This is a genomic window from Magnetospirillum sp. WYHS-4 (genome assembly GCA_039908345.1).
Taxonomy (GTDB): domain Bacteria; phylum Pseudomonadota; class Alphaproteobacteria; order Rhodospirillales; family GLO-3; genus JAMOBD01.
Genome location: JAMOBD010000023.1, coordinates 1 through 25,814 on the forward strand (window position 1 = coordinate 1; position 25,814 = coordinate 25,814).

General features: G+C 65.8%; 27 protein-coding genes. 6 read left to right on the top strand and 21 right to left on the bottom strand.

All coding sequences use genetic code 11. The features are described 5' to 3' along the window. From H7841_08465 to H7841_08530, 14 genes are all read right to left on the bottom strand, one after another. The coding region (locus H7841_08465; GenBank protein ID MEO5336913.1) for a hypothetical protein at positions 1–228 on the bottom strand (228 nt) is incomplete at its 3' end. Positions 229–386: 158 nt separating this feature from the next. After that, positions 387–1,730 carry an acetyl-CoA carboxylase biotin carboxylase subunit gene (gene accC, locus H7841_08470; protein ID MEO5336914.1) on the bottom strand — a complete coding sequence of 448 codons (1,344 nt, stop codon included), beginning with the start codon at positions 1,728–1,730 and terminating at the stop codon, positions 387–389. Between the two features lie 6 nt (positions 1,731–1,736). After that, on the bottom strand, positions 1,737–2,213 hold the full coding sequence (locus tag H7841_08475) for an acetyl-CoA carboxylase biotin carboxyl carrier protein (GenBank protein MEO5336915.1): 477 nt from the start codon (positions 2,211–2,213) through the stop codon (positions 1,737–1,739). A gap of 19 nt (positions 2,214–2,232) precedes the next feature. Then, positions 2,233–2,670, bottom strand: a complete 438-nt coding sequence (gene aroQ, locus H7841_08480) for a type II 3-dehydroquinate dehydratase (GenBank protein MEO5336916.1) — start codon at positions 2,668–2,670, stop codon at positions 2,233–2,235. Between the two features lie 106 nt (positions 2,671–2,776). Next, positions 2,777–3,538 (bottom strand): response regulator, encoded by a 762-nt coding sequence (locus H7841_08485; GenBank protein MEO5336917.1) that lies wholly within the window; start codon positions 3,536–3,538, stop codon positions 2,777–2,779. Positions 3,539–3,564: 26 nt separating this feature from the next. Beyond that, the gene (locus tag H7841_08490) at positions 3,565–5,157 is read right to left on the bottom strand and encodes a DEAD/DEAH box helicase (protein MEO5336918.1); all 1,593 of its coding nucleotides are present in this window, start codon (positions 5,155–5,157) and stop codon (positions 3,565–3,567) included. 126 nt (positions 5,158–5,283) lie between these two features. Further along, entirely contained in the window at positions 5,284–5,721 is a 438-nt protein-coding gene (locus H7841_08495) for a response regulator (GenBank protein MEO5336919.1), read from the bottom strand. Positions 5,722–5,734: 13 nt separating this feature from the next. Beyond that, complete coding sequence (locus H7841_08500) at positions 5,735–6,766, bottom strand: GGDEF domain-containing protein (protein MEO5336920.1); 1,032 nt, start codon at positions 6,764–6,766, stop codon at positions 5,735–5,737. Positions 6,767–6,858: 92 nt separating this feature from the next. Further along, positions 6,859–9,141: a GAF domain-containing protein gene (locus H7841_08505; GenBank protein ID MEO5336921.1), complete on the bottom strand. Its 2,283-nt coding sequence runs from the start codon at positions 9,139–9,141 to the stop codon at positions 6,859–6,861. Beyond that, complete coding sequence (locus H7841_08510; GenBank protein ID MEO5336922.1) at positions 9,134–9,676, bottom strand: hypothetical protein; 543 nt, start codon at positions 9,674–9,676, stop codon at positions 9,134–9,136. Before H7841_08510 ends, H7841_08505 begins: the two co-directional genes overlap by 8 nt. Before the next feature lie 86 nt (positions 9,677–9,762). Continuing rightward, positions 9,763–10,584 (bottom strand): MBL fold metallo-hydrolase, encoded by an 822-nt coding sequence (locus tag H7841_08515; GenBank protein MEO5336923.1) that lies wholly within the window; start codon positions 10,582–10,584, stop codon positions 9,763–9,765. A gap of 137 nt (positions 10,585–10,721) precedes the next feature. Next, entirely contained in the window at positions 10,722–11,468 is a 747-nt protein-coding gene (locus H7841_08520) for an SAM-dependent chlorinase/fluorinase (GenBank protein MEO5336924.1), read from the bottom strand. Further along, positions 11,465–12,337: an RNA polymerase sigma factor RpoH gene (gene rpoH / locus H7841_08525; protein ID MEO5336925.1), complete on the bottom strand. Its 873-nt coding sequence runs from the start codon at positions 12,335–12,337 to the stop codon at positions 11,465–11,467. Before rpoH ends, H7841_08520 begins: the two co-directional genes overlap by 4 nt. A 338-nt stretch (positions 12,338–12,675) precedes the next feature. Then, positions 12,676–13,506: a VacJ family lipoprotein gene (locus tag H7841_08530; GenBank protein ID MEO5336926.1), complete on the bottom strand. Its 831-nt coding sequence runs from the start codon at positions 13,504–13,506 to the stop codon at positions 12,676–12,678. 276 nt (positions 13,507–13,782) lie between these two features. Here H7841_08530 and H7841_08535 point away from each other — a divergent pair, with 276 nt between their 5' ends. The 4 genes from H7841_08535 (at position 13,783) to H7841_08550 (ending at position 15,836) form a co-directional block, all read left to right on the top strand. Continuing rightward, positions 13,783–14,391, top strand: a complete 609-nt coding sequence (locus H7841_08535; protein ID MEO5336927.1) for an ABC transporter substrate-binding protein — start codon at positions 13,783–13,785, stop codon at positions 14,389–14,391. Positions 14,392–14,407: 16 nt separating this feature from the next. Continuing rightward, positions 14,408–15,025, top strand: coding sequence for an ABC transporter substrate-binding protein (locus H7841_08540; GenBank protein ID MEO5336928.1), 618 nt, complete (start codon positions 14,408–14,410; stop codon positions 15,023–15,025). A gap of 327 nt (positions 15,026–15,352) precedes the next feature. Beyond that, positions 15,353–15,427 carry a type II toxin-antitoxin system HicA family toxin gene (locus tag H7841_08545; protein MEO5336929.1) on the top strand — a complete coding sequence of 25 codons (75 nt, stop codon included), beginning with the start codon at positions 15,353–15,355 and terminating at the stop codon, positions 15,425–15,427. Positions 15,428–15,440: 13 nt separating this feature from the next. Next, positions 15,441–15,836 (top strand): type II toxin-antitoxin system HicB family antitoxin, encoded by a 396-nt coding sequence (locus H7841_08550; GenBank protein MEO5336930.1) that lies wholly within the window; start codon positions 15,441–15,443, stop codon positions 15,834–15,836. A gap of 60 nt (positions 15,837–15,896) precedes the next feature. Here the strand turns inward: H7841_08550 and H7841_08555 are convergent, their stop codons facing one another. Genes H7841_08555 through H7841_08565 form a run of 3 tightly spaced genes read right to left on the bottom strand, consistent with a single transcriptional unit; the run spans position 15,897 to position 20,187 of the window. Then, entirely contained in the window at positions 15,897–16,895 is a 999-nt protein-coding gene (locus H7841_08555) for a lysylphosphatidylglycerol synthase domain-containing protein (protein MEO5336931.1), read from the bottom strand. Further along, a complete protein-coding gene (locus tag H7841_08560; GenBank protein ID MEO5336932.1) occupies positions 16,895–17,575 on the bottom strand; it encodes a CDP-alcohol phosphatidyltransferase family protein in 681 nt (226 codons plus the stop codon). Before H7841_08560 ends, H7841_08555 begins: the two co-directional genes overlap by 1 nt. Next, on the bottom strand, positions 17,572–20,187 hold the full coding sequence (locus H7841_08565) for an MMPL family transporter (protein ID MEO5336933.1): 2,616 nt from the start codon (positions 20,185–20,187) through the stop codon (positions 17,572–17,574). Before H7841_08565 ends, H7841_08560 begins: the two co-directional genes overlap by 4 nt. Before the next feature lie 89 nt (positions 20,188–20,276). Between H7841_08565 and H7841_08570 the strand changes: the two genes are divergently transcribed. Together H7841_08570 and H7841_08575 are read left to right on the top strand one after the other, a co-directional pair. Further along, positions 20,277–20,903, top strand: a complete 627-nt coding sequence (locus tag H7841_08570; protein MEO5336934.1) for a CDP-alcohol phosphatidyltransferase family protein — start codon at positions 20,277–20,279, stop codon at positions 20,901–20,903. A 292-nt stretch (positions 20,904–21,195) separates the two neighbouring features. After that, on the top strand, positions 21,196–21,519 hold the full coding sequence (locus H7841_08575; protein MEO5336935.1) for a sulfur globule protein CV1: 324 nt from the start codon (positions 21,196–21,198) through the stop codon (positions 21,517–21,519). 55 nt (positions 21,520–21,574) lie between these two features. Here the strand turns inward: H7841_08575 and panC are convergent, their stop codons facing one another. From panC to cadA, 4 genes are read right to left on the bottom strand one after another with little or no spacing between them, the layout of a single operon-like run. Next, on the bottom strand, positions 21,575–22,411 hold the full coding sequence (gene panC, locus H7841_08580) for a pantoate--beta-alanine ligase (protein ID MEO5336936.1): 837 nt from the start codon (positions 22,409–22,411) through the stop codon (positions 21,575–21,577). Then, positions 22,408–23,286 carry a 3-methyl-2-oxobutanoate hydroxymethyltransferase gene (panB, locus tag H7841_08585; GenBank protein ID MEO5336937.1) on the bottom strand — a complete coding sequence of 293 codons (879 nt, stop codon included), beginning with the start codon at positions 23,284–23,286 and terminating at the stop codon, positions 22,408–22,410. The genes panC and panB overlap by 4 nt, the downstream gene beginning before the upstream one ends. A gap of 13 nt (positions 23,287–23,299) precedes the next feature. Further along, on the bottom strand, positions 23,300–23,464 hold the full coding sequence (gene ccoS, locus H7841_08590; protein ID MEO5336938.1) for a cbb3-type cytochrome oxidase assembly protein CcoS: 165 nt from the start codon (positions 23,462–23,464) through the stop codon (positions 23,300–23,302). Then, the gene (cadA, locus tag H7841_08595; protein ID MEO5336939.1) at positions 23,464–25,797 is read right to left on the bottom strand and encodes a cadmium-translocating P-type ATPase; all 2,334 of its coding nucleotides are present in this window, start codon (positions 25,795–25,797) and stop codon (positions 23,464–23,466) included. The genes ccoS and cadA overlap by 1 nt, the downstream gene beginning before the upstream one ends. Positions 25,798–25,814: the final 17 nt, after the last annotated feature.

Here is a 25,814-nt window from a genome sequence, read left to right on the forward strand (position 1 = left end):
CAACGACAGAGAAAATGTTCCACTACATTTTTCGCCAGGTCCGGATTTCAGGCCAAAAAACCCAATATTTTCAATAGGGGCCTCTCCCAAAACGCCCCTCCACTGTTCAAGTTGGGCCTGACTGCGGGCCAACCCCGACAGCCGTTCCCGTTCCCCGGAAAAATAGGCGTCGTGCAGGACGGCGAAGACGATCCCCATGCCGACGACCGGCACGGTCAGGATGATCATCAGCGATCCGAGAAGGAACTTCCGATGGCTGATCGACATATTCCGCAAGGGGCCAGAGGAACGATTCGGATTCGGGCTCAACTCGAAGAACGCGAAGCCTCCATGGACTTATCCGATCGTCCCGGTCAAGAGGACCCCGCATCGCGATAAATACATAGTCATGTTTTCTTCCCGACAAATTTTTCCAGCCAATGGATATCGTAGTTGCCGTTCTGGAAGTCCGGGTCGGTAATCAGGCGCTGGTGCAGCGGGATGGAGGTTTCCAGGCCATCGATGACGAATTCCTCCAGGGCCCGGCGTAGCCTCATCAGGCATTCGTTGCGGTTGGCGCCGTGCACGATCAGCTTGGCGATCATGCTGTCGTAGGTGGGCGGCACCCGGTAGCCGGTATAAAGCGCGGAATCGACACGCACCCCAAGTCCGCCCGGCGCATGGTACGCCCCCACGGTGCCCGGGGAAGGCACGAAAGTATCCGGATTCTCCGCGTTGATGCGACATTCGATGGCGTGGCCGGCCAATCGTATATCCTCCTGGGTGTAGCCCAGGGGGGCGCCCGAGGCGACGCGCACCATCTCGCGCACCAGATCGAGGCGGGTGACCATCTCGGTCACCGGATGCTCGACCTGCAGGCGGGTATTCATCTCGATGAAGTAGAAGCGGCCGCCCTCGTACAGGAACTCGATGGTACCGACGCTGTGGTAGCCGATCTTGCGAATCGCGTCGGCCGCCAACTCGCCGATCTGCTGGCGCTGGGATTCGTTGAGCGCCGGGGACGGCGCCTCCTCCAGAAGCTTCTGATGGCGGCGCTGCAGGGAGCAGTCGCGCTCTCCCAGGTGCACCACGTTGCCATGGTGGTCGGCCAGGATCTGGATCTCGATGTGGCGCGGCTTGGCGAGGTACTTCTCCATGTAGACTTCGCCGTTTCCGAAGGCCGCCGTGGCCTCGCTGACCGCCATCTGGTAGGCGGTGCGCAACTCGTCGGGCCCCTTGGCCACCTTCATGCCGCGCCCACCGCCGCCGGCCGTGGCCTTGATGAGCACCGGATAGCCGATCTGGGCGGCCACCTCGACCGCGTGATCGACGTCCCGCAGCCCGCCGTCAGAACCCGGCACGACCGGAATCCCAGCCTCCATCACCGCCCGCTTGGCGGCGATCTTGTCGCCCATCAGGCGGATATGCTGGGACGAGGGGCCGATGAAGGTGAAGCCGTGTTCCTCCACCTTCTGCACGAAGTCGGCGTTCTCGGAAAGAAAACCGTAGCCGGGATGGATGGCCTCGGCGTTGGTGATCGTCGCCGCGGTCAGGATCGCCTTTTGGTTCAGGTAGCTGTCGCGGGCCGGCGGCGGGCCGATGCAGATGGCCTCATCGGCCAGGCGCACATGCATGGCGTCGGCATCCGCCGTCGAATGGACGGCCACCGTGCGGATGCCCATCTCGCGGCAGGCGCGGTGGATGCGAAGGGCGATCTCGCCCCGGTTGGCGATCAGGACCTTTTCGAACATCGCGGCCTACTCGATGACCAGCAGGGGCTCGCCATATTCCACCGGGTCCTCGCTGCTGACCATCATGTGGACGACGCGCCCGGCCCTGGGAGACTTGATCGGGTTGAAGACCTTCATCGCTTCGATGAGCACCAGGGTATCGCCTTCCGACACCGTGTCCCCCACCTTGACGAACGGCGGCGTGCCCGGTTCGGGCGATGTGTAGACCACGCCCACCATGGGCGAGACCACCAAGCCGGGATGGCCGGAGTAGGGATCGGCCGCCCCGCCGCCCCCGACGGCCGTCGCTGCCGGAGCCCCGTGGACCACCGGCGCCGGGGCGTGGTGGACCATGGGGGCGGGCGCCGGACCGCCACGCGCCACGCGCACGTACCAGTCGTCGCGGCCCACTTCGATCTCGCTCAGGTCCTTGTCCCGGAGGATGTCGGCCACGGTGCGGATCAGATCGGCATCGATGTCCATCTTGTTCGCTTTGTTGGTCATGAACCCCTCGGTCCTGCTGTCATTTCGCGATCAGCCGCGCGGCGGCCTCGATCGCCAGTTCGTAGCCCAGCGGCCCCAGCCCCACGATCACGCCCCTGGCGGCCTTGGAGACATAGGAATGATGGCGAAAGGTATCGCGCTGGTGGATGTTCGACAAGTGCACCTCGATGGCCGGCACCCCCGACGCCAGCAGGGCATCCAGAATAGCGACCGAGGTATGGGTATAGGCTCCAGCATTCAGCAGGATGGCGTCGAAGTGCCCGCGCGCCTCCTGTATCCAGGTCACCAAGTCGCCTTCCTGGTTGGACTGGCGAAAATCCATCCCCAGCCCCAGCGATTCGGCACGCCGCCGACAGGCCGTCTCGATGTCGGCCAGGGTCGCGTTACCGTAGATGCCCGGTTCCCGGACACCCAGCAGGTTCAGGTTCGGCCCGTTGAGGACCAGAATGGCGGCCATGGCGGTTCGTTCCCCCAGGCGGTTGGAAGCCCCTCTGGAGCCCTTATAACACGATGCGCGCCGCGACAACGAGAAAGAACGTCGCCGGACGGAAACGGAAATCGAGTCAGGTGATATGGAAGCGCTCGAAGGCATCGGCCAGGTCCTGGCCGAAGTTGGAGTCCTTGCGGATGATGCCGGCGCTTTCCGGCAAGCCTTTGAGCGCCGCGTGCCCCGCCTCGAAGGAGGTGAGCAAGGCGAAGGGAATGGACTGGGTGCGTTCGATGGCCGCCAAAGCCCGGCAAAAATCGATGCCGGACAGGGCATCCAGCATGAAGGACGAGATCACCATGTCGGGCCGCGTGCGCACCGCCAGTTCCAGCGCCTCGTACGATTTGGTCAGCGTGGTGACGCGGTAGCCGGCCGCCCTCAGTTCCCGTTCGAAAATGCGGGCCGACGCACGCTGGGGTTCGACCAGCAGTATTTCGATGTCCAGGTGATCGAGGTCCGACATGTCCATCGGCCGCGGCACCGGCAGGGAGCGGACGAATTCTCCCTCGTCGGCCCGGCCGTCGATTTCGCCTTCCAGAATGCTTTCCAACACCATCAGGAAGACGTCGATGTCGCCCAGGGCCGAGGGCGTCACGTCGGTGATGCCTTCGACGTAGCTTTCCAGGCGGCGTACCGCCAAGTCGATGAGCGGATGATTGGCCCAATGGGCGAGTTGGTGCAGGCGGGCGCACTCGCGAGCCAAGCGGGCCAAGGCTTCCCCTTTGTCGCCCACCCCGGACCGCATGTTGCTGAGCGTCACCGAGAAGGTGGTCAGCGTGTCCCGGGCCTCGCCCAGGAACTCCTCGTCGATCTGGCCTTCGAACTTATCGGCGTTCATTGCCCGGCCCCCCCAATGACTCGCGATTATTCCTCGTCGTCGTCTTCCTTCGCCGGCCCGCGCGATGGCGCGGGCGCTCGCAACAGGAAAGCGGGAACATGGTCGCCCAGCCCCTTGACCGGCGGCCCGTCTTCCCTGTCTTCCCGATGGCGGCGGCGATGGTCGCCCTCCCGAGGCCGGTCCTTCGGCCGCTCTCGCTCCGCTTGGCGCGGTTGGCGTTCCGTCCGGCGTGGCCGGCGTTCCTCTTCGCGCGACTGAGGCACGGGGGGTTCCGCCTCGCGTGCCTCGGCCCTCGGAACGGCCTCGGATTCCCGGGAAGAACGATCCCTGTCGCGGTCGCGGCCGCGCCCGCCCCGGTCCCGATTGCGATCCTGATCGCGATCGCGTCCCCGCCCGCGGCCACGCTCTCGGCCGTGGTCGCGTCCGCTGGATTCCGATGTCGCGTGAGCGGCTTCATCGACCGCCGCGGCGACCCCGTCCAGCACCAAGCGCGGAATGGATCGGCCCAGCATCCGTTCGATGGCGGCCAAGTATTTGGAGTCCTCGCCAAGGGCGATGGTGAAGGCTTTTCCCGAACGTCCGGCACGGCCGGTGCGGCCGATGCGATGGACATAGTCTTCCGCATGGGACGGAACGTCGAAGTTGAACACATGGCTCATGTCCTGGATATCCAGGCCGCGCGCCGCGACGTCGCTGCAGATCAGAAGGCGGATTTCACCCTTCTTGAAGCGGTCCAGGGTCTCGGTCCGGGCCGGCTGGGACATGTCGCCATGCAGTTGGCCGATATCGTAGCCGTGGCGCAGCAGGGACCGTGCCACCACCCCGATGTCACGCTTGCGGTTGCAGAAGATCAGGGCATTGACCGGCTTTTCCCGTTCCAGCAGGGCGCGCAGGGCGGCCCGCTTTTCCATTTGTCCGTGATCGTGGCCACGGCCGTGGCCGTGGGGAATCTCGATCAGCGCCTGCTCGACCGTAGCCGCCGCGGTGGCCGGCGGCGACACCGAGATCGTCTTCGGATTTTGCAGGAAGGCATTGGCCAGCCGGCGGATCTCCGGCGCCATGGTGGCGGAGAAGAACAGGGTCTGGCGCATGGGCGATAGCAGAGTGACGATGCGTTCGACATCGGGGATGAAGCCCATGTCGAGCATGCGGTCGGCTTCGTCGATCACCAGCACCTTGACGTCGGTGAGCAGGAGTTGCCCCCGCTCGAACAAGTCGAGCAATCGGCCGGGCGTGGCGATCAGCACGTCGACACCCTTGTTCAGCACCTTCTTCTGATCGGCCATGGATTCGCCGCCGATCAGCAGCGCATGGTTCAGCTTGTGGTACTTGCCGTACTTGTCGAAATTTTCGGCAACCTGGGCGGCCAATTCGCGCGTCGGTTCCAGGATCAGCGAGCGGGGCATGCGAGCCCGCGCCCGGCCATGGGCCAGAACGTCGATCATCGGCAGGGTGAAGGAAGCGGTCTTGCCCGTTCCGGTCTGGGCGCAGCCCAGGACGTCGCGGCCCATCAGGACGATGGGAATGGCCTGCTCTTGGATGGGGGTCGGAGTCACGTAGCCGGCTTCCGCTACGGCACGCAACACCCCTTCGCTCAGGCCCAGTTCGGAAAAGCTCATAGGGTGAGGGATCTCGACAATCCCCGCCCGCAGGCCGGGGATAAACAGGTTGTGATTGAATAAAGTCCGGCGGATATTAGGCTTTCCGTGGGCTCTGTCAATGGGGCGTTGCCGCCGAATCGAGAATCAGCCCCCCGGCAGGGTCACCACATCGAGCCAGAATTGAGCGGCGGTGCGCACCGCACGGGCCAGATCCTCGGCTTGTTCCGGCTTGCTGATAAAGCAGTTGGCGTGTTCTTCATGGCAGCGCAGGATATCCTGCTGGGTGCGTGACGAAGTCAGGATCATCACCGGAATCCCCCGTAACGAGGCATCGCGCTTGATCTCGGCCAGCACGTCGCGGCCGTCCATGCCGGGCAGGCTGAGGTCGAGAAGGATCAGATGCGGAGTCGGCACGCCCTGGTAGGGTGCGTCCTTCCTGAGAAATCGCACCGCGTCCAAGCCGTTTTCCGCATGATGGACCCGGTTCAGGGACTTGGCCTCCCCGAAAACGGCACGGACCACGCTGGCATCGCCGGGATTATCTTCCACCAGCAGGACCTCGATCAAGTTGCGGCGCCTCATCGCACGGACTCCCTCACTCCCTATTTTCGCCCGAATGGGTCAGGACCCGGTTGCGACCTTCGCGCTTGGCCGCCGCCAGGGCTTGGTCGGCCGCCGAGAAAAAGCCGTCCACGGTGTGGCCTGCCGCGAATTCCGCCACCCCCGCCGAAATGGTGATCCGTCCCAAGGATTCGTGAGCTCCACGCTTGACCAACTCGCGGGATTCGAGGGTTTTGCGGATACGTTCGGCGAGCGCCGCGGCCTCCTTGGCCGCCGCCCGCCGGAGAATGAGTCCGAATTCCTCGCCGCCGATGCGAGCCGCCACGTCGGTAGCCCGGGTCGCCGATTTGATGATCCCTGCCACCAGCTTCAGCACGTTGTCGCCCACCGGATGGCCGTGGCGGTCGTTGAACTGCTTGAAATGATCCAGGTCGACCAGCACCAGGGCAAGGTCGCTGCCGGTCTGGCCGGCTTCTTCGACCATCTCCCGCAGGCGGGCATCGAAGTAGCGGCGGTTGCCGAGGTCGGTAAGTTCGTCGGTAATGGCTTGGCGATGCACCTCTTCCAGGCGGTTACGCAGCAGGAAGACCTCTTCCGACGTCTCCTTCAGGGTGCGGGAAAGGTCGGCCTGCTTGGCCGCCATCTCCACCGCCATGGCGATGATCTCGGCCACGGCGCCACGGACATCGTCGAGAGTCTGGGCATCTTCCAGGCGAACCGCCGTCTCGCGCAGGCCGCGCCCGAACTCGCCGGTTTCTCCTTCTGCCTTGGCCAGATGGGTGAGCACGTTGCTCACGGCGGCATAGACGCCGTTAACCCCCTGGAAGAGCTTCCGGCATTCCAATTGCGCCAGGACGAAATGGCAGAGCATTTCGTCGCGCTTCTCGGTCGGCACGGCGTCGCGATTGGCGAGGTACTGTTCCAGCTTGCGGCTCCAGCCGGGATCGACGTCGGCCGCATAGGCGTACCAAGCCATCAAGTTGGTCGGCGTGGGTGGCAACCCATACCGTTCCAGCAACATGACAGCCCGCTCGATATTCTTGCGCGTCTTCACGAAATCGTTCATGGCCGCGTCGATTTCCATTCCCCCTGCATGGCCCAGCATACCCCTCGCCGCCGGGCGACCGCAACGTCTTTGCGGGGACGGGCCCTTCGTTGCTATTTGCTTTTCATCACCCAAACGCCCTTCCAGCCTTCCGGCGGTTCCGCCTTCAGGTGCTCGCAGCGTTCGACGTAGATCTGCGACAGCTTGTCGCCCGGATTGGCCTTCAAGGCCTCCTGAAACAAGGCGATGGCGCCGTCGAAATCGCCCTTGATGTACTTGGCCCGGCCGGCGCGGAAGAAATTCACCACGTCCATCACATTGGGGAACGTCTCGTCGGTGTGGTAGTCCAGCACCTCGAAGACTTCCACCGGCTCGGTCTTGCCCTTGACCACCACGTGGTCCACGTCGCGCACCCGGTAAGTGCCGCGCAGCTTCTTGACGGTGTATTCGCTGATAAGGATGCGGGCGGCGTACTGCTTGCAGGCGCTTTCCAGGCGCGAGGCCAGGTTCACGCCGTCGCCGATCATGGTGTAGTCCATGCGCTTGGGGCTGCCGATGTTGCCCGACACCACCACGTCGGTGTTCAGCCCGACGCCCATGTCGACCGGCATGTCGCCGCGCGCCTTGCGCTCCTTGTTCCATTCCCACAGTTCGCGGATCATGGCGATGGAAGCCCGCACGCCGCGATCCGGATCGTCCTCATGGGCCACCGGCAAGCCGAAGCCGGCCATGATGGCGTCGCCGATGAACTTGTCGAGCATGCCGCCTTCGCGGGAGATGCAGTCCACCATGATGGTGAAGTACTCGTTCAGCAAGGCGACGGTACCCTGGGCACCCAGCTTCTCGGTGATGGTGGTGAAGCCGCGCACGTCCGAGAACAGGATGGTGGCTTCGACGCTTTTCCCCCCCATGATGTCCTCGCCGCCACCGCCGGCCAGCAACTGGTCGGCAAGGCCCGGGTCCATGTAGCGGGACATGGTGGACTTCATGCGCTTTTCCGAACTGATGTCCTCGATCATCACCATCGAGCCCAGTTTCTTCTGTTCGGTACTGACCAGGGGCAGAACCGTCAGGTTGACCGAGCGCTTTTCCCCGCCGCAGAGCAGTTCGGCGTCCATGGCGATATCGGCCACCTGGGTCTCGCCTACCTTGGCGATCTTCTCCAGCACCCAGCCGTTGTCGGCGGCGAAGAAGTCGTCGGCCTTCTTCTTCAGGGTCTCCTTGGCCGTCAGGCCGAAGATGCGATAGCCCGCCCGGTTGCAGGTGACGATCACGCCGTTCTCGTCCAGGGTCACCACGCCATTGGACATGCTTTCCAGCATGCTTTCGTTGTAGTTCTTCATGTTCTGGACGTCTTCGAACAGCTTGGCGTTCTCCAGCGCGATGGAGACCTGGGCGGTAAAGGCCTTGAGCCGCTGCTCGTCCTCGGCATTGAACGATCCGCCGCGCTTGTTGAGGATCTGGGTGACGCCGATGATCTTTCCGGTCTTGTTGACCAGGGGCACGCAGAGGATGGAACGGGTGAAGAAACCGGTCTTCTTGTCGAAGCCCGGATTGAAGCGCAGGTCGGCATAGGCATAGGGAATGTTGATCGTCTCGCCCGATTTGAAGACCGCTCCGGCGATGCCGAGATGGTTGGGAAAGCGGATTTCGCCCACGCTGCCGCCCTGGGCGACGCGGGAGAACAGCTCGTTGGTCTTTTCGTCGCTGAGGAACAGCGTCGAGCGTTCCGCCTTCAACATGCGGGTCGCCTCGCTCATCACCTTCTGCAGCAGGGCGCCCAGGTCGATTTCCGAAGTCACGTCGGAAACCACGTTCAGGAATTCCAGTTCCTGGACGCGCGACTTCTTCATCTTCTCGACGAACTGGGTGCTCTGCAGCGCGATGGCCGCCTGGGTGGTCATGGCCTCCAGGAGCTTGAGGTCATCCTCCGTGAAGGGGCCGCTGCGCTTGTTGAGCGCCTGGGTGACGCCGATGACCTCGCCCTTCACCGTCCTGACCGGCACGCAGAGGATGGTCTTGGTGCGAAAGCCGGTCTGTTCGTCCACCGACCTGTTGAAGCGCTCGTCCGCATAGGCGTCGTCGATAATCAGCCCGGTGCCGGAGGTAAAGACGTGACCGGCGACGCCCGATGTGTTGAGGATGCGGATCTCGCGCTGGAAGTTTCCCTGGGCGATGCGGGAATAAAGCTCGCCGGTCTGCGCGTCGTTGAGGAACAAGGTGGAGCGTTCGGCGTCCAGTTCCCAGGAAATCATCTCGACCAGGGTGGCGAGGATCTCGTCCAGGGACTCGATGGCAGCCACCTTGCGCGACACGTCGAGCAGCATTTCCGCCCGCTTGAGCCGCTTGGTGTCCTCGGCTTCCGGCACGCCGGGCTTGGGCGCGCCGTCATTCATGGCGGCCCCCCACCAGTTCGGTCAGGGCGCTGACGGCGGCTTCCAGTTGCTGGACCTCGTCGCGCCCGTCCCGGCGCAGGCGGTAAAGGGTCTGGTCGTGCAAGATGGTCTGGCGGTCCCGTTCTTCCTGCAGGGCCTTCTCGGCGGCCCGCAACTGATGCAATTCGTCGGAGGACAGGTAGACGGCGTCCTGGACCGCCTTGTCGTTGCCGAAGCGCATGTTCTCCAACTCGGCATCCAGGGCCTCGATGGTGCGCCGGAGTTGCGCCACCTCGTCGAAGGCGGCGGCGCGGGCTTCCTGGACTTGACGTTCCGTCTCGAAACCGAAGCGGTCGATCTCTTCGCCCAGAGCCTCGATGGCGAGACCCAACTGCCGGGCCTCGTCATGGGCCGCGGCGATGGCTTCCTCCACCGCCTTGTCCTTCTCGTAGCGGGTACGTTCCAACTCGTCTTGCATGGCCTGCTGGGTGTCGCGCAGGAACCTGACTTCCAGCCGCGCTTCATGCAGGGCCTCAGCCTGACTTCCGTTCACCATCCACCATCCCCGAGCCGACCATTGGGCTTCCCCCATCCTCGCCCTGTCCCGGTCTGGCGTCAAGACCGCGCCCCGCACCGGCAAGGTCACTCGAAGACGATTTCCATGCCTTCCTTGGCGACGAAGGCTTCCGACCATTCGGCCTTGGCTTCCGCTGCGATGCCGTCCATGAAGGCGTCGTCGTGGTCGGGGTCGTGGTGGAAGATGGCCAGGCTTTTGGCCCCGGCGGCGCGGCACAGCCGCAGCCCCTCGTTCCAGGTCGAATGGCCCCAGCCGATCTTGGACGGGAATTCCGCTTCGGTGTAGGTGGAGTCGTAGATCACCACGTCGGCCCCTTCGATGAGGCCCAGGATATTCTCGTCGATCTGACCGGGCACATGTTCGGTGTCGGTCACGTAGCAGGCAGACTTTCCCTTGTATTCCAGGCGGTATCCGGTGGCGCCGTTAGGGTGGCGCAAGGGGGCTGTCCGGACATTCAGCGACTTGCCGAGCCGGAAGCTGTCGCCGGCGACGAAGTCCTCCAGGCTCAACTGGCAGCGCATGGCCTCCAGCGGCACAGGGAACATTGGGTTGTCCATCTGAGCCGACAGCACGTCCCGGATGCCCTGCCCTTTCAGGTGGCCGGCCCGGATGTGCAACGTGAAGGACGGCATGTAGGCCGGGGCGAAGAACGGGAAGCCGTTGATGTGGTCCCAGTGGGTATGGGTGAGCAGCAACTGGGCTTCCGTGCAGCCCCGCTTGAGAATCTGGGCACCCAGGGTCCGGATTCCGGTACCGGCATCCATGATGATGCATTCGTCGTCGACCTGGACTTCGAGGCAACTGGTGTTGCCGCCGTAGCGGATATGCTGCGCCGACGGGCAGGCAATGCTGCCCCGGACCCCCCAGAATCGAATTCGAAATCCCATAAACCTCGCTCCACCGCCGGGTCGCGTTCGGCTCCGCTTCCCGGTAGGATCGTGCCGCTCTCGGATCAGGATCGGCTCCCGGCACGACGATGGGAGAATCCTCTCGCACGCAAATCCCTAAGACTCGGTGACGGCCGTCACACCCCTTCGACCATCACCGCGGAGCCCGGCTCCAAGCCCAAAATCCGGTTGGCCCTTCCGCGATTTACCGCAAGTTCGACCAATCCGTTGGAATTTTCATACCAGAAAGCCGAACCGGGGGAAACGTCGGAGAATGTGAGGGCGCGCGCCAGCGCCCGGCCGCCGACCCGAACACGGGATTCAGGGGAGAGCCCTGAAGCCCGCAGCCCCGTCACCGCATTACCGAAGCCGTCTATATAGATAATCACGCCCCAATCGTCCGGCCAGTCGGGAAATCGGATTCCGTCTCCGGCAACGGGCCGGGCCCAATCCGAATTGCCGGGCCTCTCGCCCCTGGCCAGGCCTGCGGCAACGGGCGCGAAGAGATCGCGGCCGTGGAAGGAAGACGACAGCCGCTCCGGCCGCCAGAGAATCTCCCACCAGCGGACGGGGCCGGCGGCGCGCCGGGCCACCAGTTCGAACAGGCCGTTGCCCGGACCGACGAAGAAGCGGCCGTCCGCCTCCAGGATCACGGCCGGTCGGGGGCTCCCCACCCCCGGATCGACCACGCAGAGGAAGACGCTGCCCGGCGGGAATTCCCCAACGAAGGCGGGAAGCAAATATGCCGCCGCCTTGGGATCGAAGGAAGGGGCGTCGGCCATCAGGTCGACCTGTGGAATGCCGGGGGCTTCCCGCAACAGAACGGCCCGCATCTGCCCGACGTAGGGCCCGCCGACGCCGAAATCGGTGAACAGGACGATCAGGCGACCGCTCCCAGGACGGCCTTCTGCACCTTCTCGAATGCCCGATTCTCGATCTGGCGGACACGCTCGCGGCTGATGCCCAGACGTCCCCCCAACTCGTCGAGGGTCACCGGATCGTCGGACAAGCGGCGGGCCTCCAGCACCAGGCGGTCGCGCTCCGACAAGGTAGCGAGGGCATCCAGGAGCAATCGGCGGCGCAGGAGAGCTTCTTGCCCCTCGGCCAGCCCCTCTTCGGCCGAGACGCGGTCGTCGGCCAGGCTGTCCTGGAATTGGGGCGCGTTCTCCCCGTCGCTTACCGGGGCGTTCAGGGACACGTCGCGGCTGCCGAAGCGCCGGTTCATGTCGACGACGTCCTGGGCGTCGACATCCAGACGGCGCGCCAGCGTCTCCGCATCCGCCGGGGTCAGGTCGCCGGATTCGGATATCTTGAGGCTGCTCTTGAGACGGCGCAGGCTGAAGAACAGCTTCTTCTGGGCCGCCAGGGTCCCCATCTTGACCAGGGACCAGGAACGCAGCACGTACTCGGTGATCGAGGCCTTGATCCACCAGATGGCGTAGGTGGCCAAGCGGAAGCCGCGCTCCGGCTCGAACTTCTTCACCGCCTTCATCAGGCCGATGTTGCCTTCCGCCACCAGATCCGACAGCGGCAGTCCGTAGCCGCGATACTTCATGGCGATCTTGGCCACCAGGCGCAGGTGGCTGGTCACCAGCCGGTGGGCCGCGGCGACATCGCCTTGGTCGCGCCAGCGTACCGCCAGCATGTATTCCTCCTCGGCGTCCAGGATCGGAAACTTCCAGATGGACCGGAAATAGGCGGACAGGCCTTCATCGACCGGAACCGCCGGCAGGGTCAAAGCTTTGGTCGTCATGGTTCGTCGTTTCCCCGTCTTGCTTTCGTCAGGTTGGCACCGGGGGCGGCCGTCGGACGGTCACACCCCGTCGTTCCGGCGGCGCCCAGGGCGCGGCCGGCGGCATTTCATGGGCAGGCAGGGAAAGCAAAGGTTTCGCGCATGGCCTTATCCTCCGTCAGAGCAATAAGTCTGGATCCGCCATCGGCCGGACCCTGCGATCATTCCGAAAGGCCCCGATAGGGCGCCCTTCTGTCCGGATTCTATACGCGAGGCGCCCCAAGTCAAGAGCAGGAAGAAACGACAACGGCCCCGCGGGGTTTCCGCGGGGCCGTCGGTATCTTGCCAGCGTGAAGGGCTTACTGGGGCCGCGTCGCCGTCTGGGAGGCGGCGAGATCCTCCTCCTCGCTCAGGTCGGGGATGGGCGGCAGCTTGCCTTCCTTGCCATTGCGGATTTCCGAAGCGCGCTTCTGGCGCGCCATGCTGCGGATCGCCGCGTAATAGTCGACCGACGTCTTCTTGATCTGGTCCAGTTCGCTCATCACGCCGCTGTACTCGTCCACGGCGGTCAAGCCCTTGCGCAGCCAAGCCTCGCCATCGCGATTGGAGTTGTCCAACCACATCCCCAGCGGGTCCAGATAGCTGTCGACGAACAGCTTGCCGACGCCGTCGCGGGGACTGGACGGACCGTAAAACGGCAACACCAAGTAGAACCCCTCGCCGACCCCCCAGACCGCCAGGGTCTGGCCGAAGTCCTCGTCGTGGCCCTCGACGCCCAACCAGCTCTTGGCGACGTCGAACAGGCCGCCCAGGCCCAAGGTCGAATTGACGGCCACGCGCTCGGTGGTCTCCCAAGCGCGGTTCCATTCGCCCTGCAGCAGATCGTTGGCCAGAACCACCGGAGAATTCACGTTGTCGAGGGCGTTGCCGATGGCTTCCCGCCCCGGAGGCGGGATCAAGGCTGCGTACAGCTCGGACATCGGACGCAACAGAAGGGTGTAGAACGCCTCGTTGAAGAAGAAGAAGAAGCGGTTGAGGGGCTCGATGGCGTCGTTGGCCTCCTCGTCCATCGACTCGGCGGCGGCGAGTTGGATGGTCACGGGCCGGACGTTCGCTTCGTCCTCGGCGGCGGACACCGGAGCGGCGCCTGCCAGCATCACGGCGGCAGCCATCCCCCCAACTAGCGACATCTTGTATGCCTGCACGATACACGTCCCCATAATTGGTCGTTTCGAAAGGCGCCCCCCTCCACCCCTTCCAAGCGCCTCAACAGGCCGCCCGGTGTGGAAAAGGATCACCCACGTTGATTTTTCTTGTACGCGAACTTCCCCCCGCTCGCAACCCACAAACCCGCGAACCACGCCCCCTTGTGGCAAAAATGCATCAGATCAAGGCGTCCATTGCTTCGGGCAGCGCGAATCCTTAGTCTGCCGTCCAGTATCCGCCATAGGGAGACCCGTCGCCCCATGTTTTCCAGCCTTCGCAAGCTTGCCGCCGCCCTTCTGCTGGTCGCCGGCAGCAGCCTTCCCTCTTCCGCCGCCCCCACCGCCTCCGCCGTGGTGGGCGGCTTCCAGTCCGATCTGGTCGCCGTCATGAAGGAAGCCAAGAACCTGAGCCCCAAGGCTCGATTCGACCGCCTGGCGCCCAGCATCGACCGCACCTTCCACGTCCACACCATGATTCGGGTGATCCTGGGCCCCCTCTGGGGCCAAACGCCGCCGGAAGAACGGGAACGGCTGACCGCCGCCTTCCGCCGCATGAGCATCGCCACCGTCGCCACCCTGTTCGACGGCTATTCCGGCGAGACCTTTTCCGTCGTTGCCGAAGGCCAGGGCCCGCAGGAAACCACCTTGGTGCAGACCCATCTGAAGAAGAGCGACGGCGACGTCATCGACATCGCCTACTTCGGCAAGTCCTTCAAGGGCGAGTGGCGAATCGTCGACGTCATCGTCGACAAGGGCATCAGCGAGTTGACGGTCCGCCGTTCCGAATACAAGAGCATCCTGGAAAGCGGCGGCGTGGCCGGCTTGGTCGACGTCCTGAACAAGAAGGCCGACAGCCTGCTGGCGCAGTGACGGAAGGATCGTAGGCATGACCTTTTCGCGTTATTCCCTTCTGGGCGCCGCGATGCTGCTGGCATCGGCCGGTGCCGCCCGGGCCTGCGAGGACTCCCCCAAGGCCAGCGTCGAGCGCTTCCATGCCGCCCTGCTTGGCGTGATGAAGGAAGCCAAGGCCCTGGGGACCAAGGGCCGCTACGACCGCCTGGCCCCCGAGGTGACTTCCTGTTTCGACATGCGCCTGATGAGTCGGGTGGCGACCGATTCGGCTTGGCGCGATGCCGGAGACGCCGACCGGGAGACCCTGGTCGCCGCCTTCTCGCGCATGAGTATCGCCACCTACGCCAGCCAGTTCAGCGGCCACGACGGCGAATCCTTCGAGACCCTGGCGGTCGTCCCCGGCCCCCAGGACACCCAACTGGTCAAGACCCGGATCGTCCTGTCCGCCAAGTCGCCGGTGCCCCTCACCTACGTGATGAAGAAGACGACCAACAGCCCCACCCTGTGGCGCGTCGCCGACATCCTGCTGGACGGGGATATCAGCCAGCTAGCCACGCGGCGGTCCGAATACCGCGCGACGCTGAAGGACAAGGGGCTGGCCGGACTGGTCGCCACCTTGAACGCCAAGGCCGAGGAACTGCTGGTCAAGTGATCGAGCCGACTCGTCGGCCGGTATCGAGCGGCCATTGAGGCCGCGGCCAAGCGAGTGGAGCGAGGGCCAAGAATAAAGATACCAACCGGTCAAAGCATTGGCCGGTTGGTATAAATCCAGAACGCTTTCCGGCCGCGCATCGACTTGCCGCGCCCGCGCGCCCCGCAAGGTGCGGGCGCAGGTGGACGTGAACCCCTGTGGGTTCATGTGAGGCGACGTTCGTCGGCTTGATGCAATGGGCATTCGTGTGTATAATTCCTGCCCTGATGGTGGAGGAGGCATGGACAGCCGCGAGGTCATCCGCAGGCTCCGGGCGGACGGGTGACGGTGCCGCATCCCCGCAAGGATTTGAAGATTGGCACGCTCCGTTCCATCGAACGCCAAAGCGAGGTGTTACCTTGATCGGGAGAAAGCAATGAGCCAGATCATCTATCCCGCCATCATCGAAAGCGGCGAGGAGCCCGGCTTCGCGGTATTCTTTCCCGATCTGCCGGGCTGCGTCAGTGCCGGCGATACCCTGGAAGAGGCCTTCTCCGAGGCCATGGAGGCCCTGGCCCTCCACCTGGCGGGAATGGCCGAGGACGGCGCCCCCCTCCCCGATCCGACCCCCCTGGCCGAGGTGAGGGCCGAACCCGGCATCCGGGTCGCCGCCATCGTTCCCGTTCCGGCGGAAGCTCCGGGGCGGACGGTGCGCACCAACATCACCATCGACGCCAACCTGCTCGCCCAGATCGATGCCCTGGCGACCAACCGCTCCGCCTTCCTCGCCGACGCGGCCCGCCGCGAATTGGCAAGGCGAAGGGCGGGATGACTGCAGACCCAGTGACGGTGCGGGTTTGCGAGGCGGGCATTATGCCCACTGTCACCGTAATCATTGGCCGGTTGGTATGACAAGGCGGGCTTTTGTGAACAGGAAGCCCAGCAAGGCCCCCCAGACCAGCCAGAGCACCTCGCGGAACCGCCGCACCACGGCGACCGCCGCCCCGAGCGTGGGCGAACCCGTCATGGCCGCCAGGATCACCAGGAAGGTCCCTTCCTGGGCGCCGATGCCGGCCGGGATGAAAAAGGCTCCGGCACGCACCAACTGGGTTGCCGATTCGATGATCCAGGCCTCGGCCAGGGTCACCGGATGGCCCAGGAACAGCAGGGTGTAGTAGATTTCCACCGCCCCCAGGGCCCAGTTCACCCAGGCCAGGAACAGGGCGCCCGCGAAGCGGCCCTTGTATCGGGTATAGAAACGCATGAGCCGCTCGTCCATGTCGCGGACATGGTGCAGCGCGTCGTCGAATCGGCGGGCGAAGCGGAAGCCGGCCAGCCAGGTGCCGGCCAGGGAACTCGCCTGCCAGCGCTGCACGGCGTAGAACAGCCATGCCCCCAGGGCGAAGGCTCCCAGGCCCGCCGCCGCCACCCAATGGAATGCCGACCCCAGTTGCGGCGCGCCCCACATGAGGGCGAAACCGACCGCCAGGAACAGCACCAGGGCCAGGGTGTTGATGGTCTTGGCGAGGATCAGCGACGCCGCTCCCGCCCGGTAGTCGATGCCATAATGCTTCTTCAGCAGTTCCGCCTTGACCGGCTCGCCGCCGAATCCGGCGGCCGGGATGACGGTGTTGAAGACCTCGCCCACCATCCGCACCTTCCAGGTCCGGTAAAGCCAGCGAGGCCCCAGGGACACTTCCACCAGGGCCATCTGCCAGGTGTAGGAGTCGATCAGGAAGGCGGCGAAATAGAGAGCCAGCAGCCACAGCATGCCCCAGCCGACCTGCCAAGCCTGGTCCCAGGCCGCGGCCAGGTCCACCTGGAACAGCACCAGCCCCAGGAGACCCAGGGCGAGCAGCCAGTACAGAATCCTGGCGAGGCGAAGAACCATCAGACGTGGAACTCGTTGGCGCCCTTGGCGAACTGGGCCAGCCAATAGACCTGCGAGCCGATGGCCCCGGCCGGCAACAACAGCCAAAGCCCATCCGCCAGGGCCAGGGCCAGGACGATGAAGCAGAAGTCGGCGCGGAACAGTTCGCGGAAGATGAAGACCGCCCATTCTCCGGCCGTCCGGGGGCGCCTGGATTCTTCCGGCGCTTCGTGGCCGGTCCGGGCCTCGTCGCCCTTTTGGCGCTTCTCGCGGGCCTCGACCAGGAAGCCGACCGCGTAGTTGACGGTCCCGCCGGCACAGGCGATCCAGCCCAGCCAGAGCCACAGGTCGTTGCCCGTCACCCCCGCCCAGCCGATGCCGAGACAGGGAAAGAAGCTGGCGTGCACGATCCAGTCGACGAAACTGTCGAAGCGCCTGCCGAATTCCGAACACTGGTTCTTGGCCCGCGCCACGTCGCCGTCCGAATTGTCGAACAGGTAGCAGAGCACCATCATCACGCCGCCGAACACCGCCCATTCCCAGGTCCCCAGGGTCAGGGCCCAGTTGCAGGCCAGCCCGAAGACCAGCGATGCGGCGGTCACCTGGTTGGCGGTGAAGGGCAGCTTCACCAGCAGGCGCGAGACGGGACGCGACAGCGGGCGGATGACGGGCAGCAGAGGGGTGGAAGTCGCCGAATTCATGGATTGCGAACCTCTTCGTTTCTTGCCTTGGCTGCCGGGCTGAGGACCATCAGGGCCGGCAGGACGAACACCGTGCACAACATGACGAGAGTGATGGCCAGCGTCAGCAGGATTCCCATGCTGGCGGTTCCCGGATGCTCGGAAGCCGCCAGGGCCCCGAAGGCGCCCACCGTCGTCAGCGTGCTGAAAAAGACGGCGCGCGGCGTGCTGGTCCCCAAAACGCCGGCGATGGAACTTTCCCGCCGTTCCCGGAGCACCAGATGGATACCCCCGGCCACGCCCATGCCGAACAGCAGCGGCAGGGCGATGATATTGGCGAAATTGAACGGCATGCCAAGGACCACCATCGCCGCGACGGTGACCAGGGCCGCCAGGACCAGGGGCGCGAAGACCAGCAGCGTCTCGCGGAGATCGCGAAGCACCAGGGCGATCAGCATGGCGATCAGCGCCATGGACAGCAGGGCGGCCTGGCGGAAGGCGCCGACCACCGTATTGCCCGCTTCCAGGATGACCACCGGCGATCCGGTCGCCCCCGGCGCGACGGCCCGCACCGCTTCCACGAAGCGCTTCAGGGCGGCGGGATCGCGGCCGCTTTCCTTCGGCTGGACGGTGATCCGCGCCCGCCCGTCCGCAGCCACTTCCCGCGCCCGCAAGCCGGGCGGAAGATCGGCCATGACCACGGGGCCGGCCGCCAGGGCGCGGCGCAAGGCCTCCAGGCGCCCCGGCAATCCGGACAGCCACAGGCGTTCAAGTTCGGCCTCCCCGCCCGCTTCCAGGGCGCGCCGCAGCCGCGCCCCCGCCGTCTCCAGCGGCGTCCCGGCCAGACGGTCCATCCGGCCCTTGATGTCGGCGAAGGCCTGGGCGCGTTCCTCGTCCGACGGCGGCGGCTTGCGGCCTTCGTCGGTAAGGGCCGGCAGCAGGAACATCGCCATCGCTTCCAGCGTCTCCAGCTTCCGGTCCTGGTCGCGCGGCACGTAGTCGGAAAGGGTGCGCGCGCTCTCGACCTGGGCAAGCCCCTTCAGTTTCGCCGCGATGCCGTCCGCTTCCGCCAGATTCTTAGCCAGGACCGTGATGGAATAGGGGCCGGGATTGCCGTCTGCCATCATGTCGAACAGGGTCCGTATGGCCTCGCCGCGGGGATTCTGGAGGTTGAGCGGATCGAAATCGAAGCGCGCCCAGGGAAGGGTCAGCAGGCTCAGGAGCCCCAGGATTCCGGCCCCCCAGGCGAGGGGGCGGGCATGGCGGCAGACGAAGGCCTGCAAGGGATCGGTCTCCTCGCCCGTCGGCACCGCGTGCTGCGGGCCGAGAGGAAGGAGAGTCAGGAAGGCCGGCAGGACCGTCATGTTGGCGATCAGGGCCACGAACATGCTCGTTCCCGCGATCAGCCCCAGTTCGGCCAATCCCCGATAGTCTGTGGGCAGGAAGGAGAAGAAGGCGATGGCGGCGCTCAGGGCGCAAAGCGCCAGCGAGCCGCCGACGCTGGCGGCCGTTTCCCGCAAGGCGACGGAATGGCCATGGCCGGCATCGATCTGTTCCCGGTAGTGAAGAACGAAGTGGTTCCCGAAGTCGTCGCTGAGGCCGATGAACAGCACCGCGAAGGCGACCGACAGCAGGTTGAACTGCCCGACCAGGAACAGGCCGATGGCGCTCGACCAGGCCAATCCGACCATCAGGCTGAACAGGGAAACCGCCACCAGCCGCGTCGACCGCAAACCGATGCGCAGCAGCACCACGACCACCAGGATCGCCAGCAGGTTGGACAGGCCGGTCCCGTCCGCCACGCTTTTCAATTCCTCCTGGGCCAAGGCGGCCGAGCCGGTAAGGCGGACCCGCAGGCCGTTCTCGGCCGTCATCCCCAGGTCGCGGGCGGTCTCGCGGATGGCGTCGATGGCATCGGACGCCGGCTGGAGGGAGCCGAAATCGAGCGCCGGCCGAACCACGAAGACGCGCCGTCGATCCTTGGCCGCAGCCTCGCCTTCCATCATGTCCCGCCAGGACAGGGGCAGGAATTCGCCCCGGTTGCGGGCCTCCGCCACTTCCGCGAGGGAATCCAGCATCCGGCCCAGTTCCAGGGGCAAATCGCCACCCCCCCCCGCGGCCTCGTCCACCGCCAAGCCAAGCAGGTGCGCCAGCCCGCGCAGGGATGGATCCTTCCACAATGCCCCCAGGAAGGGCTGGGCCGCCGCCAGGCGGTCGCCCAGGTCGGCCAGTTCCTTTTCATCCTTGTAAAGCAGGCCGTTGCGCCGGAAGAACGGATCGCCCGCCAGATCGTAGACGTCCCGGAACAGGGCCGGCTTGGCGCTGAGGGCATCGACCAGGCGAAGCGCCGCGTCGTCGGCCAGATCCGGCGTGACGCCTTCGACAGCCACCGCGATATTGTCGGAAAACTGGGGAAAGGCTTCCGACAGGGCACGGCTGTTGCGACGGAATTCCAGATCCGGCGACAGCATGTCCGAGGTATCGGTGTTGATGCGCAAATGAGTCGCCACGTATCCGCCGGCGGCCAAAGCCGACAGAATCGCCAACGCCGCCACCAAGGGGGCGCCCCGCCGCATGGCGTCCACCCAGGCGGCGAGGAAGCGGCGATAGCTTTCGGCAAGTCGGTCGAGCAACGGGCGGGTTCCGTTCTTTTTCGGGGGAGAATGGCCGTTATAGCTCCCCTCCCCTTGACATCGCAAGCGCGGCCGGCCACAGCTTCGCCATGACCATGCAAGGACCTCCCTGGGACCAGCGCCTCGCCAGCATCCTGGTGCGCCCGCTGGCCAAGACCCCGGTCACCCCCAACCAGGTGACCGTCTTCACCCTTCTGGTGGCCTGGGCCGGTGCCGGCCTGCTGGCCGTGGGCGATCCTTTGCTCGCCAACTGGGGCGCCGGCATCTTCGTGCTGGCCCGCTTCCTCGACCACTTCGACGGCGAACTGGCGCGCCAGACCGGGCGCAAGTCGAAGCTCGGCTATTACCTGGACTACCTGTCGGGCGCCGGCAGCTACGGCGCCCTGTTCCTGTGCATGGGCATCGGCTTTCGGGATTCCGACCTGGGAGTCTGGACCATCGTCCTGGGCGCCGCCGGCACCGTCTCGGCGGTGATCTCGATGTTCATCAACCTGGGGATAGACAAGGCCCAGGACCTAGCCGACGGCCAGGCTTGCGGCTATCCCGGATTCCTGGGGTTCGAACTGGAGGACGGCATCTATCTGCTGGCCCCGGTGACCTGGCTGGGATTTCTCTACCCCTTCTTCGTCGCCGCCGGCATCGGCGCCACGGTCTATACCCTCTGGAGCCTCTGGACCCTGGTGCGCCTAAGGGGGCAAGCCCGTACCCGAGGCTGAGCGGAAGACGTCCAGCGCCTGACTAAAGCGACTGTTCGCGGGCACCCAGGCAACGGTATCCCGACAGATCCATCCGATGACGTCCAGAATCACCTGATGGTCTTCAGCAAGGTTGCGGGCCAGAATGGGTTCGTGGTGGGCAATGCGATTGCGCAGGTTGCGCAGGCGGCCGTCGGCGACACTCGGTTCAGTCCGCTCTTGACCGAAGCGACTCCCTTGAGTTAAATTAGTGATGTCTAATGTTCATGACTTGATGTCCCAGTGGGCATCATTAAGACCTCAGGGGGTTATCATGAAGAAACTTCTCAAGACTCTCGCGATCACCGCGGTGATCGGTGCCGCCGCGCTGTCGGCCGGCGACGCCAAGGCTTGGTGGGGCTGGGGCCCCTGGGGCGGCGGCCCCTGGAGCGGCGGTCCCTTCGACGGCAACGGCTTCGGCGATTTCAACATGAGCTTCCGCGGCTCGGGTTCCGGGTACGGCCATGGCTACGGCTATCCGTACTACGGCTATCCCTATGGCGGCTGGGGCGGCTATCCCTACTACGGCGGCCCGTGGGGCGCTCCCTATTATCCGTATGCGGCCCCGGCCGCTCCGGCGGCGCCCGAGAAGAAGTAGGCATCTACCGATCGAACCGGAAAGGGCCCCCGTTTCCCAGGGGCCCTTTTCATTTTCAGGCGGAAATGTTGTCGATCAGGCGGGCCTTGCCCAGACAGGCCGCCGCCAGGATGCGGACCGGACGGCCGACCGACGGCCCGGTCAGGGTTTCGGCGTCCCGGATGGTCACGTAATCGACCTTCCTAAACCCCGCCGCCAGCAGTTCGCCCCGCGCCCAGTCCTCCGCCTGGGTGCAGCCGCCCCCGCCCTGGATGCGTTCGGCGACGCCCTTCAGGGTCCGGTTGAGGGCCGGAGCGATGCGCCGTTCCTCGGGCGTCAGGTAGGCGTTGCGCGACGACATGGCCAGACCGTCGGGCTCGCGCAGGGTTTCCCCGCCCACCACCTCGACCGGGATATCCAGATCGCGGACCAGGCGGCGGATCACTTGGAGTTGCTGGTAGTCCTTCTCACCGAACACGGCCACATCGGGCAAGGCCTGGAGCAGCAGCTTGGCGACCACGGTCGCCACCCCGGAGAAGAACCCGGGCCGGAACTCGCCTTCCAGCAGGTCGCCCAGGCCCGGCACCGAAATCAGGGTCACCGCCCCTTCCGGGTACATCTCGGAAACCCGGGGGACGAACATCAGGTCGGTGTCCACGCTTTCCAGCTTGGCGGCGTCCCCCGCCTCGTCGCGGGGGTAGACCTGGAAGTCCTCGTTAGGGCCGAACTGCTTGGGATTGACGAACACCGTGGCCGCCACCTTGGTGCAGCCTTCGGCGCGCGCCCGGCGCACCAGCGACAGGTGGCCCTCGTGCAGCGCCCCCATGGTGGGCACCAGGCCGATCCGCCCCCCCTCGCGCCGCCAGGCCTGTATCTGGCCACGCAGTTCCGCCACCGTCCGCACCACGATCATGGCTTCTTCTTCCCCTTGGGCTTGCGCGGCGCCTTGGGCTTGGGCGGCGCCTTGGTACCGAAACAATGTTCCGCCTCCGGAAAGCGCCGGGCCCGCACGTCGGCCCCATAGGCGGCGGCGGCCTGCTCGATGACCGGCCCCAGTTCCGCATAGCGCTTGACGAAGCGCGGCGTGAAGTCCTGGAACAGGCCCAGGACGTCCTCGGCGACCAGCACTTGGCCATCGCAGGCCACCGAGGCGCCGATGCCGATGGTCGGCACCGGGACCTTGAGCGTGACGGCCCTCGCCAGGCTTTCGACCACCCCCTCGATCACCAGGCTGAAGACCCCGGCCGCCGCGACGGCGCCGGCATCGGCCTGGATGCGCCGGGCTTCCTCGGGCGTGCGGCCGTGAGCGCGGAACCCGCCGGCCACGTTCACCGACTGGGGCAGCAGCCCGACATGGCCCATGACCGGAATTCCGCGTTCGACCAGGAAACGGATGGTGGGAGCCAGGGCCAGGCCGCCTTCCAGCTTGACCGCCTGGGCGCCGGTCTCGGCCAGCACGCGGGCACAGTTGCGGAAGGCCAGTTCGGGGCTTTCCTGGTAGGAGCCGAAAGGCATGTCCACCACCACGCAGGCCTTCCTCGCCCCCCGCACGACGGCGGCGCCGTGGGCGATCATCATGTCCAGGGTCACCGGCAAGGTGGATGGCAGGCCATAGAGCACCATGCCCAGCGAATCCCCGACCAGGAGGACATCCACATGGGAATCGAGCAGGCGGGCCATGGGGGTGGTGTAGGCGGTCAGCACCACGATAGGCTCCGCCCCCTTGCGGGCACGGAGCGCGGGAACGGTGACGCGGCCCTCGGCGGTCTTGGCGGATTGGGCGCTCATGACATGGCCTCCCTTAGTTTCCCGGCGGCGGCAGGGGCTTGTCGTCGTCGAACAGGATGCGGTGGGCGGACCCGTCCAGATCCTCGAACTGCCCGGACCTGAGGGCCCAGAGGAAGGCCACCAGACCCACCAACCCAAGGAATAGGGCCGCCGGAATCAGGATCAGCAGCGAGTCCATTATGCCCTCCTCCGCCCCAGGCGGAGCGCATTGACGATCACCAATAGGCTGGAGCCGGACATGGCGGCGGCGGCGATCAAAGGCGTCACCAAGCCCGCCATGGCCATCGGCACCGTGACCACATTATAGACGAAAGCCATGGCGAAGTTCTGCTTCACCAGACGGTCGGCCAAGCGAGCCACCGCGACCACCTCGGCCACCGATCCCAGGCGCTGGCCCTGGAAGATGGCATCGGCCGCCGTCTGGCTGACATCCACCGCCGTCGAGGGCGACAGCGAGACGTCGGCCGCCGCCAGGGCGGGCGCGTCGTTGAGCCCGTCGCCAACCATCAAGACGTTGCGCCCCTCGGCCCGCAGGTCGTCCAGAACCTTGCATTTGTCGGCCGGGGCCATGGCGGCCCGCCAGTCCTCGATGCCCGCTTCCCGCGCCGCCGCCTCGACCACCGGGGCACGGTCGCCGGACAGCAGGGCGACACGGCATCCGGCCGCCTTCAAGGCCGCCACCGTCGCCGCCGCGTCGGACCGGAGCGGATCGCAAAAGGCGATACGGAGCGGCGCCGTGCCGGGCCTATGGAGCCAGAGTTCCGGCCCCTCGATCTCGCCCGCCGCTTCCGGCGCCCCGATCCAGGCCCGGCTGCCCAGGCGGACGTCGCCCAGCCTGAGCCCGCGGCCGGGAATTTCCTCCACCCCCGCCGCCACCGGGACGCCCGGCATCGCCTTGACCAGCGCGCGGGCCAGCGGATGGCGGCTGGCTCCCGCCATGGCCGTAGCCAAGCGCAGGTCGTCGGGCGGCAGGCCGTCCAGGGCGATGGGCTCGGCCCTCCCCAGGGTCAGGGTGCCGGTCTTGTCGAAGACTACGGTATCGGTGCGGGCCAGGCGTTCCAGGGCCGATCCCGACTTGACCAGGATGCCCTGGCGCAGCAGACGCCCGGAAGCCACCACCTGCACCACCGGTACCGCCAGCGCCAGCGCGCAGGGACAGGTGATGATAAGCACGGCGGCGGCGATCAGCAGGGCTTCCTGCCATGCCATGCCACCCCCGAAAACCCAGGCCAGGAAGGTGCAGAGCGCAAGAAGATGAACCACCGGGGCATAGAACCGCGCCACCCGGTCGGCCAGGGCGACGTATTTGGCGCGCCCCTGTTCGGCCGCTTCCATCAGGCGGACGATTTCGGCCAGCAGCGTGCCTTCGCCCACCGCATCCACCCGCAAGGTCAAGGGGCCCGACAGGTTCAGCGTCCCGGCGAAAACCCGGCTGCCCGCTTCCACCGGCTGGGGCAGGGTCTCGCCCGAAATCAGGCTGGTGTCGATGTCGCTCCGCCCGGCGATCACGGTGCCGTCGACCCCGATGCGGTCTCCGGCCACCGCCAGGACCGTCATGCCCGCCTTGACTCGAGCCGGAGGCAGCATGTGGCGCCGGCCTTCCTCGTCGATCACGGTCACCGCCAGGGCGGACAGGGTGAGCAGATGTTCCGCCGAGGCCCGCGCCCGCCCCCGCGCCCGCCGGTCCAGGTAGCGACCGATCAGCAGGAAGAACAGCAGCATGATCGCCGAATCGAAATAGGCATGGGGGCCGCCCCGCACCGTCTCCCACAGGCTCATGCCGGCCGTCAGCAGAACGCCGACGGAGATCGGCACGTCCATGTTGGTGCGAAGGTGCCGGAGCGCCGCCAGGGCGGAGTGGAAGAAGGGCCGCCCCGCATAGGCGATGGCCGGCAGGGTGATGAGGGCCGACAGCCAGTGCATCAAGTCGCGGGTCGCTTGCCCCATGCCCGAGACATGCCCGGCCCAGACCGAGACCGAAAACAGCATCACGTTGCCCGCGACGAAGCCTGCCACCGCCATGGCGCGCAGCAATTCCTTCTCCTGGCGGGCATTCTCCCGGTCCATCACGCCGGGGTCGAAAGGCACGAGACGGTAGCCCACCCCATTGACCGCCCCCACCAGGGCGTCGGCTTCCGCCTCGCCCTTGCGCCACTTGAGAACCAAGCGGCGGGTGGTCATGTTGACCCTGGCGGTCACCACACCGGGCTGGCGCGACAGGATGGATTCGATCAGCCAGACGCAGGCGGCGCAATGCAGTCCCTCGACCATCAGGTTGAGGCCCTGGATTCCCCCTTCGTCTTCATGGACATGGGTGCCGTAGTCGATAGGCGCCCCGCCATCCTCGGGCCGGAGCGGCCGCTGGGCGGGATCGACGCAACGCCTCGCATAGTATCCCTCCAGCCCCAGTCCTCGGACCAAGTGATAGGCCGCCTCGCAGCCATGGCAGCAGAATTCACCCCCCTGGGAAGGTGGAATATCCTGGCTGCAATGAAGGCACTGTGTGGTCATGTCCGCAGACTACACCA